Below are 15,493 nucleotides of genomic sequence, written 5' to 3'. Positions count from 1 at the left end.
GAGTTGCGTACACATGATTTCCCCCGTGAATCGACTGACCCTGGCGGTCGGCATGGTCATCGCGACCCTCGTCGGCACCGCGGCGGCAGCGCCGGTGGCGCCCTCGGAAAACGTCACCGTCAACCTGATCCGCCTGTTGGTGCAGCAAGGTGTGCTCACCCAGGACACCGCCAACGGCTTGATCGCCCAGGCCGAAAAAGAGGCCCAGCAGGCGCGCCAGGCCAATGCCGCGCCGGTGGTCGCCAGCGGCCCGCCCACTGCGCCTGGGGATGTGCGCGTGCAGTATGTGCCGCAGGCGGTGCGCGACCAGATCCGCGACCAGGTCAAGGCTGAGGTCATGGCCACCGCCAAACAGGAAAACTGGGCGCAACCCAACACGTTCCCGGACTGGGTGTCCCGCATGAGTTTCGATGGCGATATCCGCTTGCGTGACGAGTCGCGTTACTTCTCGGGGCGCAACGACGACACCATCACCGACTACGCCAAGCTCAACGACAACGGCCCGTATGACGTCAACCCCAGCTCCAATACGCGCTTCCCGCCGTTGCTCAATACCCGCGAGGACCGCTCCAACCTGTTCCGCCTGCGCGCACGCCTGGGCATGAAAGCGGTGATTTCGCCGGAGTGGACCGCGGGCATTCGCTTGGGCACGGGCTCGGACAACAACCCAGTGTCCACCACCCAGACCCTGGGCGGTGGCTTTGGCAAAAAAGACATCTGGCTCGATCAGGGTTACCTGAGCTGGAAAGCCGCCGACGGGGTGACGCTGACCGGCGGGCGGATCGGCAACCCGTTCTATTCCACCGACATGATGTATTCCAACGACCTCAACTTCGACGGTGTGGCGGCGATCTTCAATCACCGGCTCAACAACGAATGGGGCCTGTTCGGCACCCTCGGCGCGTTCCCGGTGGAGTACACCTCCGACACCGCCAGCAGCAACGGCATCGACAAGGAAAGCAGCGACACCAAGTGGCTGTTTGGCGGACAGATCGGCGCGGACTGGAAGATCAACCGCGCCAACACGCTCAAGCTCGCGGCGGCCTATTACCAGTTCCAGGACATCGAAGGCGAGCGCTCCAGCCCGTGCAGCCCATGGGCCGGTCAACCCGGCTGCGACACCGATGGCTCGCGGGTGGCCTTTATGCAAAAGGGCAACAGCGTGTTCAACCTGCGCAATATCACGCCCAACCCGGCCACGCCCGGCACGACGCCGGAACCGCAATACGTCGGCTTGGCCTCCAAGTTCAACGTGCTGGACCTCAACGCGGTATGGGACAGCGAGTTGCCCAGCGACTTCAAGCTGCGCACCCAGGCCAACTTCATCCACAACCTGGCCTACGACAAGGGCGAGATGCTCAAGCGCAGCGAGGGCCAGATCGTCAACAACATCAACAGCAACGGCCAGTTTGAAAGTGGCGGCAATGCCTTGATGGTTTCGTTCACCCTCGGCAGCGCGCTGGAGATGCGCAAACGCGGCGACTGGAACCTGTTGGCCGGCTACAAGTACATCCAGCCCGACGCCTTGCCAGACGGGTTTAACGACTCCTCGTTCCACTTGGGCGGCACCAACGCCAAGGGCTATTTCATCGGCGCCAACTACGGCATCGAAAAGAATATCTACGCCAGCGCCCGTTGGTTGAGCGCCTCGGAAGTCTACGGCCAGCCGTTCGAAGTCGATGTGATGCAACTGGAACTCAACACGCGCTTCTGATGCGCAGGGAGATGCCCCATGAACACGCGAATCTGCGGGTTGTTATTGCTGCTGGTCGCCGGCGCGGCCTCGGCCGAAGGCATGGAGGAGCGCCTGCGCACGCAACTGCGCAGCACCACCCAGCAATTGCAGGCCCTGCAAAGCGAGCAAGCCCAGGCCAGTGCCGCGCGACTGGCCGCCGAAAACCAGGCCAAGCAGGCCCAGGTGCAAATCCAGCAACTGACCGCCGAGCTGAACAAGGCGCGCGGCGTGGCCGAGCAGCTGGCCGGCCAGCAACAGAGCCTGCACAACCAGGCCCAGGCCCAAGTGGCGGCGAGTAACGAGCAGATCGGCAAGTTCAAGAAGGCTTATGACGAACTGCTGGTGCTGGCCAAGGGCAAGGAGGCCGAGCGTGCGCGCTTGCAGGCGCAATTGGCCGAACGTGACACACAAGTGCAGCAATGTTCAGTCAAGAATCAACAGATGTACGGCGTGGCCCGGCAGCTGCTGGCGGCCTACGAAAAAATCGACGTGGCCGAGGTAATGAGCATCCGCCAGCCCTTCGCCAGCAGCGCGCGGGTCAAGTTCGAAGAACTGGCCCAGGGCTTTGGCGACGATTTGTACAAGAGCCGTTTCGATGCGCCCCAGGCGGGCGCCCACCCCTGATCGACAAGGAAGCACCGAACATGAACGCATTGATCAATCACGTCACCGCCCAGAGCCTGACCGAATTGCTGCAAGAGGCCGGCTACCGGGTCAATCAGACCGACCAGAACGGCATCGTGCAATTGCTCAGCGCCAGCCAGGGCATCGGGTTTGCCGTGCGCTTCGGCAACCCGGCGACGGAGCAGGGCGCCTATGTGGATTTCACCTACAGCTGCGCTCTGCGGGTGCAGGGCCAGTTGCCTGAGGGCCTGGCCCAGGTGTGGAACGCTTCGCGCCGTTTCGCCCGGCTGTCGCTACAAGGCGAGTTTTTGCTGATGGAAATGGACGTGGTGGTGGCGGGTGTCGCGGCCACTCACCTGCGCAGTCAGTTGGAATTGTGGGACCGCCTGTTGCAGGAGTTTATCGTCTACCTGCGCGAATACAGCCAGAACGCCGCGCAGCTGCAGGCGCAAAGCGCCGCTCCGGCGGTGGCTGAAGAGGAGGTGGCAACGCTGTGAAAAAGCCAACCCTGATGGTCGGCGCGGGTGCGCTGGCCCTGCTGGTGGTGGCCGTGGGGTTGAGTCTGCGCCCGGGCAGCGACCCGGTCGCCGCACAAGCCCCGGCGCCGGTGGCCAGCCCCAGCGTTGCGGGCCCGGCGGTGGCGCGTCTGGGCAACCAGCAGATCGACCCGCAAGAGCTGAAAAGTGTGCTGGCCAGCCTGCCCGCCGAAACCCGCGAGCAACTGCGCGGCAACCGCGGCGCGCTGGAAACCTGGATTCGCTCGCGCCTGGCGCAGAAGGCCGTGCTCGAACAGGCCGACGCCCAGGGCTGGCGGCAACGCCCGGAGGTCGAGCAACAGACTCGCGCCGCCACTGAGCAGATTGTGTTCCGCGATTACATGCTGTCGGTCAGTCAGGTGCCGGCCGATTACCCCAGCGCCGCCGAATTGCAGCAAGCCTATGACAGCGGCAAGGCGCAATGGGTGACGCCGCCGTTGTACCGCGTCAGTCAGATCTTCCTCAGCGTGAATGACCCGCAAAGCCTTGAGACGGTACGCCGCCAGGCCCAAGAGCTGAGCCGCAAGGCCCAGGCCGCGCCGGCGGATTTCGCCGCCCTGGCCACGCAGTTTTCCCAGGACCCGGACACCGCCGCACGCGGTGGCGATTCGGGCTTGCAACCCTTGCAACAACTGGTGCCTCAGGTGCGCGAGACGGTGGCGCGCCTCAAGGTCGGCGCGGTTTCGGACGCGGTGCAAAGCGCCGCTGGGTTCCATGTGCTCAAACTCACCGCCCAGCAACCGGCGCGCACCGCCACCCTCGACGAGGTGCGTGAACGCTTGACCCAAGCCCTGCGTGCCCAACGCCAGGAGCAGATCGCCAAGGCTTATCTGGAGGGCATGCTCAACACGGCGACCCTGAGCATCGACGGCGCCGAACTCAACAAAGTGCTGGAGTAACACGCGGCAAGCGGCATTGGATGCACCGACCCACAAGACAAGGAGTCTGCCATGGCATTACTGGAACCGTCCGGCCCACAGGGCACCGCCGCCTATCGCGTGCCCACCGAGTCACGGCGCAATTGGCTGGCATTGGCCGATGAGATCGACCCGGAGGTGGCGCGCTATTTCCTCGTGAGCGCCCGTTGCGGCTGTTTTATGCAGGCAGCGCGCAGTTTGAACGTCAAGGCGACCCTGCTGCGCAAACGCCTGGCGCAACTGGAAGAACAGCTGCGCCGTGGGCTGTTCAGCTACCACGGCAACGGCCTGGTGCTCAGCCGCGACGGTCAGCACTTGCAGGCGCAACTGCTCGCCCTGGCCGATGAGCGGCGTTTACCGGTGGTGGAGCAGCCGCTGATTCGCCTGGCGGTGGCCGCGCCGATCCTGCATGACATCCTCGGGCGCGACCTGATCGCCTTGCTGCGACGCAACGCCAGCGTGCGCCTGGAGATCATCGCCCTCGACAGCCATCTATCCCTGCACGCCGTTGAGGCAGACGTGGTGCTGTGGCTGGCTGATATGGACGAGCGTGCATCCGGCCCGAGTTTTGCCACCCACGCGCCCCAGGCCCTGGCGCGCCTGCGCTACCTGCCGCATATCGCCAAACGTTATTCACGCCTGACCACCCGCCCGGACAGTGTGGAAGACCTGGATGACTACATGCTGGTGCAATGGCAACCCGATGCCCAGGTCGATGCGCTGCAACCGTGGAACCAACTGGTGCAGCAACGGCTGGCCGCCATGGTGCAGGTGCACGCTTATGCGCTGATGCTGGAAATGATCCGCTGCGGCGCCTGCATCGGTCTGTTGCCGCAGTATATGAGCAGTGTCGACCGCGGCCTGGTGGCCCTGCCGGGGTTACTGGCCGACAGCATGCAGCGCCAGGTCTGGTTGGCGGTGAATGCGCAGGTGCGCCACCCCGAAGCGGTGCAGATGATCGTCGAGCTGATCGTCGGAACATTTGAGGGGCGGCGCGACTGGTTTGACTAGTGCCATCGGGCAGCCGTCGTTGCGTCCTGGCGGCAACTGCGCCAGGCTTGCCGGCCTTGACTGCTGCGTTGGAGCCGCCTGCGATGCGCGCCACCCGTTTGACCCTGATCTGCCATGCCGTCACCCCCCACCAAAAGCAGGGGCGCTTTGCCGATGACGAGTCGGTGCTTATGGATTGGCAAAGCGCGGCGTTATCCCTGGCCGACCAATACGGCCCAAATTCGCAACTGTTGAGTGGGCCGGAGGCGCGTACCCGGCAGACGGCGGGGTTGTTCGGCGCGGCGGTGCAGATCCACCAGGCCCTGGGCGATCTCGATCTGGGGCATTGGAAGGGCCGGGATATTGGCCGGATCGAGCCGGCCCAGTTGAGTACCTGGCACACCGACAGCGCCAGTGCGCCCCACGCTGGCGAGTCGGTCGACCAGCTGCGCGCGCGGGTGGCGCTGTGGCTGAAGTCCCTTGAAGGGCAGCCGGGCCATGTGCTGGCCGTCACCCATCCGTTCGTGATTCGTGCCGCGCTGCTATCGGTTATGGCGTTGCCGATGTCGATGTTCTACCGCATCGATGTCGAGCCACTGTCGGCCACCGAGCTGCGCTTCAATGAGGTGTGGCGCCTGCGTCTGGAAACTCACGCCCAAGCCGTGAACATGGCAAAATCCACGCCCCGCACTGAGAGCACCCCATGAAACGCATCCTGATTATCGGCATTGGCGCCGGCAACCCTGACTACATCACGATGCAGGCCGTGAAGGCGCTGAATCGCACCGACGTGTTTTTCCTGATGGACAAAGGCCAGAGCAAAGACAAGTTGATCGACCTGCGCCGCGAGATCTGCGAGACCTACATCACCGAACCCGGCTACCGCTTTGTCGAGGCCGACTGCCCCGAGCGCGTGCGCGGCGATATCGACTACACCACCGCCGTGCAAGACCTCAACCGCGACAAGCAAGCCACCTTCGAGCGCATGATCAACGAGGAAATGGCTGATGGTGAAGTCGGTGCGTTCCTGGCCTGGGGCGACCCGGCGCTGTACGACAGCACCATTCGCATCCTGCAGGCGATCCTGGCCAGTGGCCGATGCGTGTTCGAGTTCGAAGTAATCCCCGGCATCACCAGCGTGCAGGCCCTGGCGGCCCAGCATAAGGTGGCCTTGAACCGCATCGGCAAGTCCGTGGAGATCACCACCGGGCGACGCCTGGCGGCGGGGCAGGCCAGCGACGCCGATACCCTGGTGGTGATGCTCGACGCCGAAGACTCCTACCGCACCGTCGCCGATCAAGACCTGGACATCTACTGGGGCGCCTACCTGGGCACGCCGGATGAAATCCTCATCAGCGGCAAAGTGGCTGACGTGGCCGAAGATATCCAACGGGTGCGCAAGGCCGCGCGCCAAGCCAATGGCTGGATCATGGACACCTATTTGCTGCGCAAACCCTGAGGTAACGCCCGATGTTCAAACTCTTCGCCCTGGCGCTGGCCATGATGGCCGGCGGCGCCCATGCCGACACCGAGCTGCACACTGACTTGCCCCTGGCCTACCTGGAACAGACCCAGAGCGAGGCGCGCAACCAGCCGCTGGTGATTTTCCTGCACGGTTTCGGTAGCGACGAGCGAGATCTGTTCGGCATCAAAGACGCGCTGCCGTCGACCTGGACTTACCTGTCGGCACGCGCCCCAATGCCGGTGGCGCCCAGCGGTTATCGCTGGTTCACCAAGACCCCGGGCGATGGCGAATACGACGGCGAGACCGCCGACCTGCAGCGCAGTGCCGCGCTGATCCAGGACTTCGTGGGCCAGGCCACCGCCAAATACCACACCCGCAGCGATCGGGTGTTCCTGATTGGGTTCAGCCAGGGCGCGATCATGGCGTATGAAGTGGCGTTGCGTGATCCGCAGCGGGTGCATGGCATCGCAGCGTTGAGCGGCAGCGTTCTGCCCGTACTCAAGGCTGAGCTCAAGCCCGATCCGCGCTTGAATGAACTGGCGATCTTTATCGGCCACGGCACCTTGGATCAGGCGCTGCCCTACGCATCGGCGACGCGGGCTAACGAGGTGTTGAGGGGGCTGGGCCTTAAACCGACGTTTCATGGGTATCCGGGGATGCCGCATACCATCAGCGAAGCAGAAGTGCAGGACGTGAAGGTGTGGTTGGAAGATAGCCTGAAGTAATGCCTGATCCAACTTTTGGGGCGCACTTCACACCGCCATCGGGGGTAAGCCCCCTCCCACAGTAGATCGAGAATGTGGGAGGGGGCTTGCCCCCGGCGGGTCGATACTCATCTTCTGCACAACTAGCAAGTCGGGTTATTTGCCGCCGGTAATCTGCTTGACCAGTGCCGCATGACCCTTCGCGTCGTCGGCCCGAGAAATCGCTTGGATCACCAGCAGATGGTTGCCCGAACCGCCAAGGAACGTGGAGTTGAGCGTCTTGCCGCCGCCCTGGGTGGCAGTGCTGTCCACCTGGCGCAGGCCGAGGCCCTTGAAGGTGAGTTTTTTCTCGCTCAGTTTCTTGAAGTCGGGCAGGGCGGCGCTCTGGTCCTTGACGAAGCCGGCCACGGCGCCATCGAGGAACTGCGGGTCGTTGTCCTGGATGTCGATAGCGTCGTTGCGTACGGTTTCGGCGACGATCACCACACTTTTCGTGGTCTGGTTGGCGTACATCGTGCCTTGGGTGACACCGCTGCCGTCCTGGGCCTTGTCGGGCGGCAGGGTGTCGGCGGCATAGGCCTTGGGCAGCGTGAAGCTGAACTTACCGCCCAGGGTGGTGATGGTTTGCGTGGTCGGTTTGGCGGCGGCGAATACGCTGCCGGCGGTAAGCGCAAGGGCCAGCAGGACGGCGGTCTTGGTGAAAGTGGCCATGAAGCGCTCCAGGGATAAACGAAATTGCGGCGTATTCTGTCAGAAATTTCGCAAGATCGTTTATCCCTCACCTCACACCTTGTCGGACTCTTCCTCAAGTCGGTCCATTTCAAACAGCCGCGCCAGCTCTGCCCGGGCTTCCTGGGCGGTCTGCATGACTTTGGCGGCGTCGTCGTACACCGCGTGTTGGGCGGCGAGCACTTGCTGGTCGTGGTTCTTGAAGCGCGCGATGCGCGCATCGGCCTGGGCCTGGCTGAGCCCCAGGCCGACCAGGGCGCGGCGGCTCATTTCCAGGCTGGAGTAGAAGGTCTCGCGCACCGGTGAGGCGTCCAGGTCCACCAAGCGATGGACGTGCTGGCGGTTACGGGCACGGGCGATGATTTTCATGTGCGGGTAGAGGTTACGTACCAGCTCGGCGGTCTTGATGTTGATCTCCGGGTCGTCCATGGCGATCACGAAGAACTCCGCCTGGTCGACCTTGGCCGCGTGCAGGATCTCGGGGCGCTGCGGATCGCCGTAGAACACCGGCATGCCGCCAAAGCTGCGGGTCAATTCGATGGTTTCCACCGAGGTGTCGAGGGCAATAAAGGAGATGTTCTGCGCGCGCAGGATCCGCGCCACGATCTGGCCCATACGGCCCATGCCGGCAATGACCACGCGCGGTGCGTCGCTTTCGATGGCGCGGTATTCCTCGGGCACTTCCACCGGTTTGACCTTGGGCCTGAACAGCTTTGGGCACACCAGCAACAGCAGCGGCGTGACGGCCATGGACAGGGTGATGGTCAGCACCAGCACGTCGTAGAGGTGCGGCTCGAACAGGCCCTGGTCGCGGCCGATCTTGAACACCACGAAGGCGAACTCACCGCCGGCCGCCAGCACCACGCCCAGGCGCAGGGCGCTTTCGCGATTGAGATCGCCCACCAGACGGCCGACCGCGTACAGCAACGGCAACTTCAGACCGATCAGCAGCAGGGTCAGCCCGATCACAATCAACGGTGAGCTGAGCAGCAGACTGAGGTTGGCGCCCATGCCCACGCTGATAAAGAACAGCCCCAGCAGCAGGCCCTTGAACGGTTCGATCTGCGCTTCCAGTTCGTGGCGGTACTCCGAATCCGCCAGCAGCAGGCCAGCGAGGAAGGCGCCGAGGGCCATGGACACACCCGCCAGTTCCATCAGCCACGCCGTGCCGATCACCACCAGCAGTGCGGTGGCGGTGGACACTTCGCGCAAGCCGGTCTTGGCGACGATACGAAACACAGGGCGCAACAGGTAGCGTCCGCCGACGATTACCACGGCGATGCTGCCGAGGATCTGCAACACATGCTGCAGGCCCTGGGCTTCAGTGGTGGGGTGATCGCTGCCGGCCAGCAGCGGCACCATGGCAATCAGCGGGATCGCAGCGATGTCCTGGAACAGCAGGATCGCGAAAGCCAGACGACCATGGGGCTGGTTCAGCTCCTTGCGTTCGGCCAGGCTTTGCAGGCCAAACGCCGTGGACGACAGCGCCAGGCCAAGGCCCAGCACGATGGCGCTGTTCCATGTCTGGCCAAATAGCCACAGTGCCACCACGCCCATCACCAGACCGGTCAACAGCACTTGGGCCAGGCCGACGCCGAACACCGCCTTGCGCATCACCCATAAGCGCTTGGGCGACAGTTCCAGGCCAATGATAAACAGCAGCAGCACCACCCCCAGTTCCGAAAACTGCGCCACGCTTTGCGGGTTGCCGATCAGACCCAGCACCGACGGGCCGATGATCACCCCGGCGAACAGATAGCCCAGCACCGCGCCCAATTGCAGGCGTTTGGCCAGGGGCACGGTGAGCACAGCCGCGAGCAGAAACACCACGGCTGCTTGTAACAGGTTGCCTTCATGGGGCATTGCGAACTCCAAAATCTTCAAAACCAATCAACAGGCGGGTATTAGAGCGCTTTTTACAGGATGAGAAGTGTGTTTTTGCTGCGTAGCAGGTGGCGACCTTCCCGGATGGGCAGGGGAAAATCGATAACTTCGCCAGTTGGGCGTTTTGCCATCGCCTGAGCCTGTCTCGGGCTTATGCATGGAGGCCGAGCATTAGAAACGGCCACGCCGGTCAGGATTCACCTTGCCGTCACTCACAGTTTGTTACTATCGCCGTCCCTCGTTACCCGGAGTCTTTACCCCATGCAGCACCAGTGGGATGACATGCACCGCACCCGCAAGCCCACGTTTCTGCTGTGCGGCGAACCCCAGGGCGAGGTGCTCAATCTCTACGTGCACGGGTATTCGGCATTCTTCAACCGGCAGCAGTTGGGCAATTTCACGCAACAACTGGCCGGCATCGAAGGCTCGACCAACCTGATGCTGTTCTGGCCAGCGGGACATTTTCTGGAGAACCTGTTCGCGCCGTTCAAGGACGTGATCACGGCCATGCTCGGCGGCGGTAGCCTGGGCGCGGCGACAGTGGGGGTAGGCAAGGCCATTGCCTATTTCCTCGATCACTACAAGAGCGTTGAGGCGCGGGTCGATGAAGTGGCCAAGAGTTTGCTGCCTGAATTGGCCAGCTACCTGCAGCAAGCGTCGTTGCCGGTGCAGCGTATCAACCTGATCGGGCATTCCCTGGGCGCGCGGATTCTGGTCAAGAGCCTGCTGGCCAACCCGGACACCGCTCGCGAGTTGCCGCTGGACAACCTGCTGCTGATGGGCGGGGCGATCTGCACGTCAAGCCCGTGGGATGAGGTGTCGGCGCTGCTGAAAGGGCGGGTGATCAACTGCCATTCCAGCAAGGACTGGGCCCTGGCCATCAAGCCGGACACCGAGCGTTGTATCGGCCGCTATCCGATCCCGGTCACCCCTGCGCTTAAAGCCAAGGTCTGCAATGTGCACCTGGCCACCTTCGATCACGCGGCTTATTGGCCGCAATTGCGAACAGTGGTGCAGTACACCGACCTGCTGCACGAGCGGCGCGGCATGATCCGTTCAGACCAGCGCAGCAGCGAAGTGCGCTTTGCGGAGGAGGACGCGGATCTGTATACGGCCCTGGTGCAAGGGCGGCCGGAGGAGTTGAAGTTTCTGGCCGAGCTGCTGGCGCAAAAACGCAGTGCCTCGATCGACGCCACGGTGCGTGACCCGCTCAAGTTGACCATCGCCTTGCAACGCATGGGCGGTGACAGCTTTATGAACCTTGCCCGTGGCCATGGCGTGAGCTATCGGCAAATTGCCGACGATGTGGCGCAGCGCGTGGGCATCACATTCGACGCGCCACTCGAAACCCTGGCGTTGGCTGACCTTGAGGCCCGGATCGCGGAAAAACTGATCGCGCAGTACAAAGACAAACTCAGCAACGCCGACCGGCTGGTGTTCGATGCGGAACTCAAGGTGGCCGCGCAGAAAGAGCAGGGCGTCTTCAGTCGTTTCGACAAGGGGCGTTCGGCCACCGCAGCATTGAGCGGCACCGCCCTGGCCGGGCTGACCGGTTTTATCCTGCGGCGTGGGGCGGCCACGGCTATTCCGGTGGTGGGCCAGGCGTTGGCCGCCGCGATGCTGCTGTGCGGGCGTTTTCCGGCCCGGCGTATTCGGTCACCACCCTGGCGGTGCTGGTGATCGGCGCGATTCGCCAGCGCATGGAGCGCGAAGCGCTGAATCAGGAGCTGGACCTGGTGGTGCAGGTGGTGGAAGCGTATGACCTGCCTCGGGAGACGGTGATGCGCACGGTCGCGTCCGACTGATAAGCTGCACGCTTGTCGAGTGCGTTTGCCTGGGATACCGCGTGAAATTCAGCCTGCCAAAAATCGCTACCGCCCCTTTTTGCCCGCCGGAAGTGGCCGGCTCCGTCATCGTTGATCCCAAGGCGTCGTTTTTCAAGCGCGCCCTGATGTTCGCCGGCCCTGGGCTATTGATCTCCATCGGGTATATGGACCCGGGCAACTGGGCCACGGCCATCGAAGCGGGCTCGCGTTACGGCTACAGCCTGTTGTTCGTGGTGTTGCTGGCCAGCCTGGCGGGCATGGCGGTGCAGTGCCTGTGCTCGCGGTTGGGCATCGCCACCGGCAAAGACCTTGCGCAACTGTGCCGCGAACGCTACAGCCGACGCTCGGCGCGCACCCAGTGGGTGCTGGCGGAAATCTCCATCATCGCCACCGACCTGGCCGAAGTGCTTGGCTGCGCCCTGGCGTTTCATTTGCTGCTGGGGGTGTCGCTGACCACCGGCATTGTCATTACCGCATTCGATACCTTGTTGGTCCTGGCCCTGCAAAACCGCGGTTTCCGTCGCCTGGAAGCGATCATGCTGGCGTTGGTGGCGACCATTGGCGTGTGTTTCTTTGTCGAGCTGGTGCTGATCAAACCCCATTGGCCCGAGGTATTCAGCGGCTTCGTGCCGTCATTGTCGGCGATCAGCGATGCGGCGCCGCTGTACTTGGCCATCGGCATCCTGGGCGCCACGGTGATGCCCCATAACCTTTATCTGCACAGTTCCGTGGTGCAAACCCGCTTGATCGGCAAGGACCTCGCCAGCAAACAGGACGCGGTGAAGCTGGCGCGCATCGACACCATCGGCTCCCTGGCCCTGGCCCTGCTGGTGAACGGCGCGATCCTGGTGTTGGCCGCCGCCGCGTTTCACCAGACTGGCCACACCGATGTGGTGGAAATCCAGGACGCCTATCACCTGCTCGACCCTCTGGTCGGCGGCGCCTTCGCCAGTATTCTGTTCGGCATCGCCTTGCTGGCGTCCGGACAAAGTTCGACCTTTACCGGCACCATCGCCGGGCAGGTGATCATGGAGGGCTACCTCAACCTGCGCATTCCCTGCTGGCAACGCCGCCTGATCACCCGTGGGCTGGCGCTGATCCCGGCGTTTGTCGGGGTGTGGCTGATGGGCGATGAGGCGATCGGCAAACTGCTGGTGCTCAGCCAGGTGGTGCTTAGCCTGCAATTGCCGTTTGCGCTGTACCCGTTGATTCGCATGACCGGTGACAAACAACTGATGGGCCCCTTTGTGAATCGGCTACCGACGCGTTTGCTGGCGTGGCTGCTGTTCGCACTGATCAGTGGCGCGAATGCGTGGTTGATTGGGCAGTGGTTGTTCTGAATCCAGGCATCGTCACACCAGGATCACCCATGCAGTGTATTGAGTCAGGCGCAGGTCGGCAGTCAACAGTTTGATCGGCTCATTCATAGCGGTTGCGACGATCAGGCGATCGAACGGGTCCTTGTGGTGATGGTCGAGATTTTTTACCGCGATGGCGTGCTCTGAGGTGATGGGCAGTTCCAGGAAGCCACTTTCCAGGCAGTATTCACGCATTTCTTCCAGGTCCACATCGAGTTTTCCCAGGCCGACCTTGATCGCCATTTCCCAGAATGTCGCAGCGCTGATGTAAATCTCTGTGGCACTTTCGATCAGTTTTCGGGCCTTGTGGGATAACTTCGAGTGGTCGCACAAGGCCCAGAGCAGGATATGAGTGTCCAACAACACTCTCATGGAAGGCTGCCCTCAAGCGCAGATAGCAACTCATCTGGCAGTGGATCATCGAAGTCATCGGGGATCTCCAGCTTTCCTTTCATGGCGCCAATCCGCCGACGTTGCGCGTCCTTTGGCCAGCTATAGCCAAAACCCTGTGAACTATCGGAAACGGACCCAGCATTTACCGCAGCGGCCCGCTCAGTGCGTGAGTGTTTTTTATAGGTCAAGCCCATGGCGCCTCTCCTGAAAAGATGTCGCCAAAGTCTGCCGTAACCCGTACTTGCCCTTAAATAGTGGCCCGTGAAATCAGAACGAGCCTACTTTTTTCCATCAGAAAAATCCTCAACAGTCGCACGCCTCGTCATAGGTACCGGTCACCTGTCCCAATACGGCACTGCGCCAAAACACTCCACAAAGTAATCGATCACCGTACGCACCTTCAGCGACAGGCGCCGGCTGCCCGGCCACAACGCGGCGATCTGTTGCGGTTCGAGGGTGGTTGCCACTTCGTAGTCGGTCAGTACCGCCTGCAAGGTCCCGGCACGCAGGCTGTCGCCAATCAACCAGGAGGGGAACACCACCAGCCCCAGGCCCTGTTCGGCGGCGTGGGTGAGGGTGTCGGCGTGGTTGCCGGTGATGGGGCCTTTGACGCTGTACGGCGTCCAGTCGCCCTGGGCGCGGCGAAAGAACCAGCGTTGCTGGCCGGTGACGCCTTTGTAGGCCAGGCACTGGTGCTGGACCAGTTCGTCGGGATGACTGGGCGTGCCGTGCCGGGCCAGATACGCGGGGCTGGCGGCGATGCGAAAGCGCTGCGGCGCGAAAATACGCGCCTGCATGCTGGAGTCGTTGAGCACGCCGATACGAAACAGCAGGTCGGTACCGTCCTGCAAGGGGTCGACGTAGGTGTCGGTTTGCTGGATATCCAGTTGCAGCTTCGGATAGCGCCGGCATAACTCGCCCAGCCATGGCGAGAGGTGGCGCTGGCCGAACACCATCGGCGCGTTGATGCGCACCAGGCCGCTGGGTTCGCGCTCCTGCTCCTGCAGGGCTTGCCCGGCGGCTTCCAATTGCTCCAGCACCAGGCGCGCATGCCGCCCGAGCAGGCGCCCGGCCTCGGTGGGGCTGACCGCGCGGGTGTGGCGATACAGCAACTGTTGCCCGAGGGCCTGCTCCATTAATTGGATCTGCCGCGATATCGAAGAGGGCGCCAGGCCCTCGCGACGCGCCACTTCGGAAAAACTGCCGTGGTCCAGCACCGCGACAAATAGGCGCAACGCCTTGAAACTCAGCTCATTCAAACCCTGCATGGCGGCTCCGTACTGTGCGTTTTGCGCAAAGGTGTTGTCCGCATACTCCCATTTATCGCACAGCGCGGCCACCGGATAATCCCCGCCATCTTTTCAATCTTGAAACGCGGGTGATGTATGCAGGCAAGTTCCATCGAAGACGCGGCCCAGGCCAGGCCGAAAAGAAATTTATTGCGCTTGCTGCTGTTGCCGCTGGTGATCCTGGCCGGCATGGGCTTATCGGTGGAAGCCGGTTTGCTGGGGCCGTTGGGCGAGCAGGTGGGGCATTTGTGGGCGACCTTAAGCATTTTCGGCGTGGGTGCGGCGATTCTGTTTTTGCTGCTGTTGTTCAGTGGCCCGCAAAAAGGCCCGGCGCTCACCGAACTGCCGCGCTGGCAGTTGATCGGCGGCTTCCTCGGGCCGATGTACGTAGTGGTGTTGACCCTGGCCACGCCGCACATCGGCATTGCAATGACGATGATCGCGATCCTCTCGGGGCAGGTGGGCAAGAGCGTGCTGATTGACCATTTCGGCTGGTTCGGCACGGCGCGCAAGCGGGTTAATGGCGAGCGCTGGATCGCGCTGGCGTTGATCGTGGCGGCACTTGTTTTGATTGCACGAGGGTAAGGCGATGAATCTGATTTTTTTACTGATATTGGTGATTGCCGCCGGCGCGGTCCTCAGCGTGCAGGCGGCGATTAATGGCCGCCTGGGGCAGACAGTCGGCGTGCTGCGCAGCAGCCTGTTGACCTTCGCGGTCGGTGCATTGACCACGGCGCTGTTGATTTTCTTCTTTGAGCCGGCCCAGGCCGTAAGCCTGCTGGACGTGCCGAAGTGGCAATTGACCGGGGCGTTGTTCGGCGTGGTGTACATGATGGTCATGGTGGGCGCGGTGCCGGTGGTCGGCACGGCGGTGGCCACCGTGGCGGTGATCGTCGGGCAATTGGGCATGGGCATGCTGATCGACAATTTCGGCTGGCTGGGCAACCCGGCCATCGAACTGTCCGGCAGCCGTCTCGTCGCCATGGCCTGTCTGGCCTTGGCGCTGGTGTTCATGTACCGCAGCAATACGCGCACCGACTGAT

16 protein-coding genes and 1 pseudogene are annotated in these 15,493 nt (G+C 62.8%); 12 read left to right on the top strand and 5 right to left on the bottom strand.

Translation table 11 applies throughout. The features are described 5' to 3' along the window. Positions 1-13: 13 nt before the first annotated feature. The 8 genes from K1567_RS05215 (at position 14) to K1567_RS05180 (ending at position 6,992) form a co-directional block, all read left to right on the top strand. Complete coding sequence (locus K1567_RS05215) at positions 14-1,714, top strand: putative porin (protein ID WP_034113042.1); 1,701 nt, start codon at positions 14-16, stop codon at positions 1,712-1,714. An 18-nt stretch (positions 1,715-1,732) separates the two neighbouring features. After that, positions 1,733-2,359 carry a hypothetical protein gene (locus K1567_RS05210; RefSeq protein ID WP_047882895.1) on the top strand — a complete coding sequence of 209 codons (627 nt, stop codon included), beginning with the start codon at positions 1,733-1,735 and terminating at the stop codon, positions 2,357-2,359. 20 nt (positions 2,360-2,379) lie between these two features. Next, positions 2,380-2,856 (top strand): YbjN domain-containing protein, encoded by a 477-nt coding sequence (locus K1567_RS05205; protein WP_034138689.1) that lies wholly within the window; start codon positions 2,380-2,382, stop codon positions 2,854-2,856. Beyond that, positions 2,853-3,794: a peptidylprolyl isomerase gene (locus K1567_RS05200; protein ID WP_034096929.1), complete on the top strand. Its 942-nt coding sequence runs from the start codon at positions 2,853-2,855 to the stop codon at positions 3,792-3,794. The genes K1567_RS05205 and K1567_RS05200 overlap by 4 nt, the downstream gene beginning before the upstream one ends. Before the next feature lie 51 nt (positions 3,795-3,845). Beyond that, a complete protein-coding gene (locus K1567_RS05195; protein ID WP_220698217.1) occupies positions 3,846-4,823 on the top strand; it encodes a LysR family transcriptional regulator in 978 nt (325 codons plus the stop codon). An 83-nt stretch (positions 4,824-4,906) separates the two neighbouring features. Continuing rightward, the gene (locus K1567_RS05190; protein ID WP_169868757.1) at positions 4,907-5,509 is read left to right on the top strand and encodes a histidine phosphatase family protein; all 603 of its coding nucleotides are present in this window, start codon (positions 4,907-4,909) and stop codon (positions 5,507-5,509) included. Beyond that, a complete protein-coding gene (gene cobF / locus K1567_RS05185) occupies positions 5,506-6,261 on the top strand; it encodes a precorrin-6A synthase (deacetylating) (protein ID WP_034096931.1) in 756 nt (251 codons plus the stop codon). Before K1567_RS05190 ends, cobF begins: the two co-directional genes overlap by 4 nt. 11 nt (positions 6,262-6,272) lie before the next feature. Beyond that, positions 6,273-6,992, top strand: coding sequence for an alpha/beta hydrolase (locus K1567_RS05180; RefSeq protein WP_220698216.1), 720 nt, complete (start codon positions 6,273-6,275; stop codon positions 6,990-6,992). Between the two features lie 135 nt (positions 6,993-7,127). Here K1567_RS05180 and K1567_RS05175 read toward each other — a convergent pair whose 3' ends face one another. Beyond that, positions 7,128-7,682, bottom strand: coding sequence for a hypothetical protein (locus K1567_RS05175; protein WP_034096933.1), 555 nt, complete (start codon positions 7,680-7,682; stop codon positions 7,128-7,130). Positions 7,683-7,754: 72 nt separating this feature from the next. Continuing rightward, positions 7,755-9,563, bottom strand: a complete 1,809-nt coding sequence (locus K1567_RS05170) for a monovalent cation:proton antiporter-2 (CPA2) family protein (RefSeq protein ID WP_034096934.1) — start codon at positions 9,561-9,563, stop codon at positions 7,755-7,757. Between the two features lie 282 nt (positions 9,564-9,845). Between K1567_RS05170 and K1567_RS05165 the strand changes: the two are divergent. Together K1567_RS05165 and K1567_RS05160 are read left to right on the top strand one after the other, a co-directional pair. Next, positions 9,846-11,389 (top strand): annotated as a pseudogene (locus K1567_RS05165) (DUF726 domain-containing protein). Between the two features lie 41 nt (positions 11,390-11,430). Beyond that, complete coding sequence (locus K1567_RS05160; RefSeq protein ID WP_034096936.1) at positions 11,431-12,750, top strand: Nramp family divalent metal transporter; 1,320 nt, start codon at positions 11,431-11,433, stop codon at positions 12,748-12,750. A gap of 12 nt (positions 12,751-12,762) precedes the next feature. On the opposite strand, the gene K1567_RS05155 is transcribed toward K1567_RS05160, so the two are convergent. The 3 genes from K1567_RS05155 to K1567_RS05145 all read right to left on the bottom strand — a co-directional run bounded on the left by K1567_RS05155 (position 12,763) and on the right by K1567_RS05145 (position 14,429). Then, on the bottom strand, positions 12,763-13,140 hold the full coding sequence (locus tag K1567_RS05155; RefSeq protein WP_047882902.1) for a type II toxin-antitoxin system VapC family toxin: 378 nt from the start codon (positions 13,138-13,140) through the stop codon (positions 12,763-12,765). Further along, entirely contained in the window at positions 13,137-13,355 is a 219-nt protein-coding gene (locus K1567_RS05150) for a hypothetical protein (RefSeq protein ID WP_080758715.1), read from the bottom strand. The genes K1567_RS05155 and K1567_RS05150 overlap by 4 nt, the downstream gene beginning before the upstream one ends. 141 nt (positions 13,356-13,496) lie before the next feature. After that, complete coding sequence (locus K1567_RS05145; RefSeq protein WP_047882911.1) at positions 13,497-14,429, bottom strand: LysR family transcriptional regulator; 933 nt, start codon at positions 14,427-14,429, stop codon at positions 13,497-13,499. Positions 14,430-14,546: 117 nt separating this feature from the next. Between K1567_RS05145 and K1567_RS05140 the strand changes: the two genes are divergently transcribed. Beyond that, positions 14,547-15,035 carry a DMT family transporter gene (locus K1567_RS05140; protein WP_034113053.1) on the top strand — a complete coding sequence of 163 codons (489 nt, stop codon included), beginning with the start codon at positions 14,547-14,549 and terminating at the stop codon, positions 15,033-15,035. 4 nt (positions 15,036-15,039) lie between these two features. Beyond that, positions 15,040-15,492 carry a DMT family transporter gene (locus K1567_RS05135; RefSeq protein ID WP_034096940.1) on the top strand — a complete coding sequence of 151 codons (453 nt, stop codon included), beginning with the start codon at positions 15,040-15,042 and terminating at the stop codon, positions 15,490-15,492. The last annotated feature ends 1 nt before the right edge of the window (position 15,493 follow it).

This window comes from Pseudomonas sp. S5F11 (assembly GCF_019641515.1).
GTDB lineage: Bacteria > Pseudomonadota > Gammaproteobacteria > Pseudomonadales > Pseudomonadaceae > Aquipseudomonas > Aquipseudomonas rhodesiae.
The sequence above is the reverse complement of the archived record's forward strand: the minus strand, read 5'-3'. Positions and strand labels throughout refer to the sequence as shown.

Coding starts and splice junctions, on each gene's coding strand:
- K1567_RS05215 (WP_034113042.1), top strand. CDS start 14: ATGATTTCCCCCGTGAATCGACTGACCCTGGCGGTCGGCATGGTCATC.
- K1567_RS05210 (WP_047882895.1), top strand. CDS start 1,733: ATGAACACGCGAATCTGCGGGTTGTTATTGCTGCTGGTCGCCGGCGCG.
- K1567_RS05205 (WP_034138689.1), top strand. CDS start 2,380: ATGAACGCATTGATCAATCACGTCACCGCCCAGAGCCTGACCGAATTG.
- K1567_RS05195 (WP_220698217.1), top strand. CDS start 3,846: ATGGCATTACTGGAACCGTCCGGCCCACAGGGCACCGCCGCCTATCGC.
- K1567_RS05190 (WP_169868757.1), top strand. CDS start 4,907: ATGCGCGCCACCCGTTTGACCCTGATCTGCCATGCCGTCACCCCCCAC.
- cobF (WP_034096931.1), top strand. CDS start 5,506: ATGAAACGCATCCTGATTATCGGCATTGGCGCCGGCAACCCTGACTAC.
- K1567_RS05180 (WP_220698216.1), top strand. CDS start 6,273: ATGTTCAAACTCTTCGCCCTGGCGCTGGCCATGATGGCCGGCGGCGCC.
- K1567_RS05175 (WP_034096933.1), bottom strand. CDS start 7,682: ATGGCCACTTTCACCAAGACCGCCGTCCTGCTGGCCCTTGCGCTTACC.
- K1567_RS05170 (WP_034096934.1), bottom strand. CDS start 9,563: ATGCCCCATGAAGGCAACCTGTTACAAGCAGCCGTGGTGTTTCTGCTC.
- K1567_RS05155 (WP_047882902.1), bottom strand. CDS start 13,140: ATGAGAGTGTTGTTGGACACTCATATCCTGCTCTGGGCCTTGTGCGAC.
- K1567_RS05150 (WP_080758715.1), bottom strand. CDS start 13,355: ATGGGCTTGACCTATAAAAAACACTCACGCACTGAGCGGGCCGCTGCG.
- K1567_RS05145 (WP_047882911.1), bottom strand. CDS start 14,429: ATGCAGGGTTTGAATGAGCTGAGTTTCAAGGCGTTGCGCCTATTTGTC.
- K1567_RS05140 (WP_034113053.1), top strand. CDS start 14,547: ATGCAGGCAAGTTCCATCGAAGACGCGGCCCAGGCCAGGCCGAAAAGA.
- K1567_RS05135 (WP_034096940.1), top strand. CDS start 15,040: ATGAATCTGATTTTTTTACTGATATTGGTGATTGCCGCCGGCGCGGTC.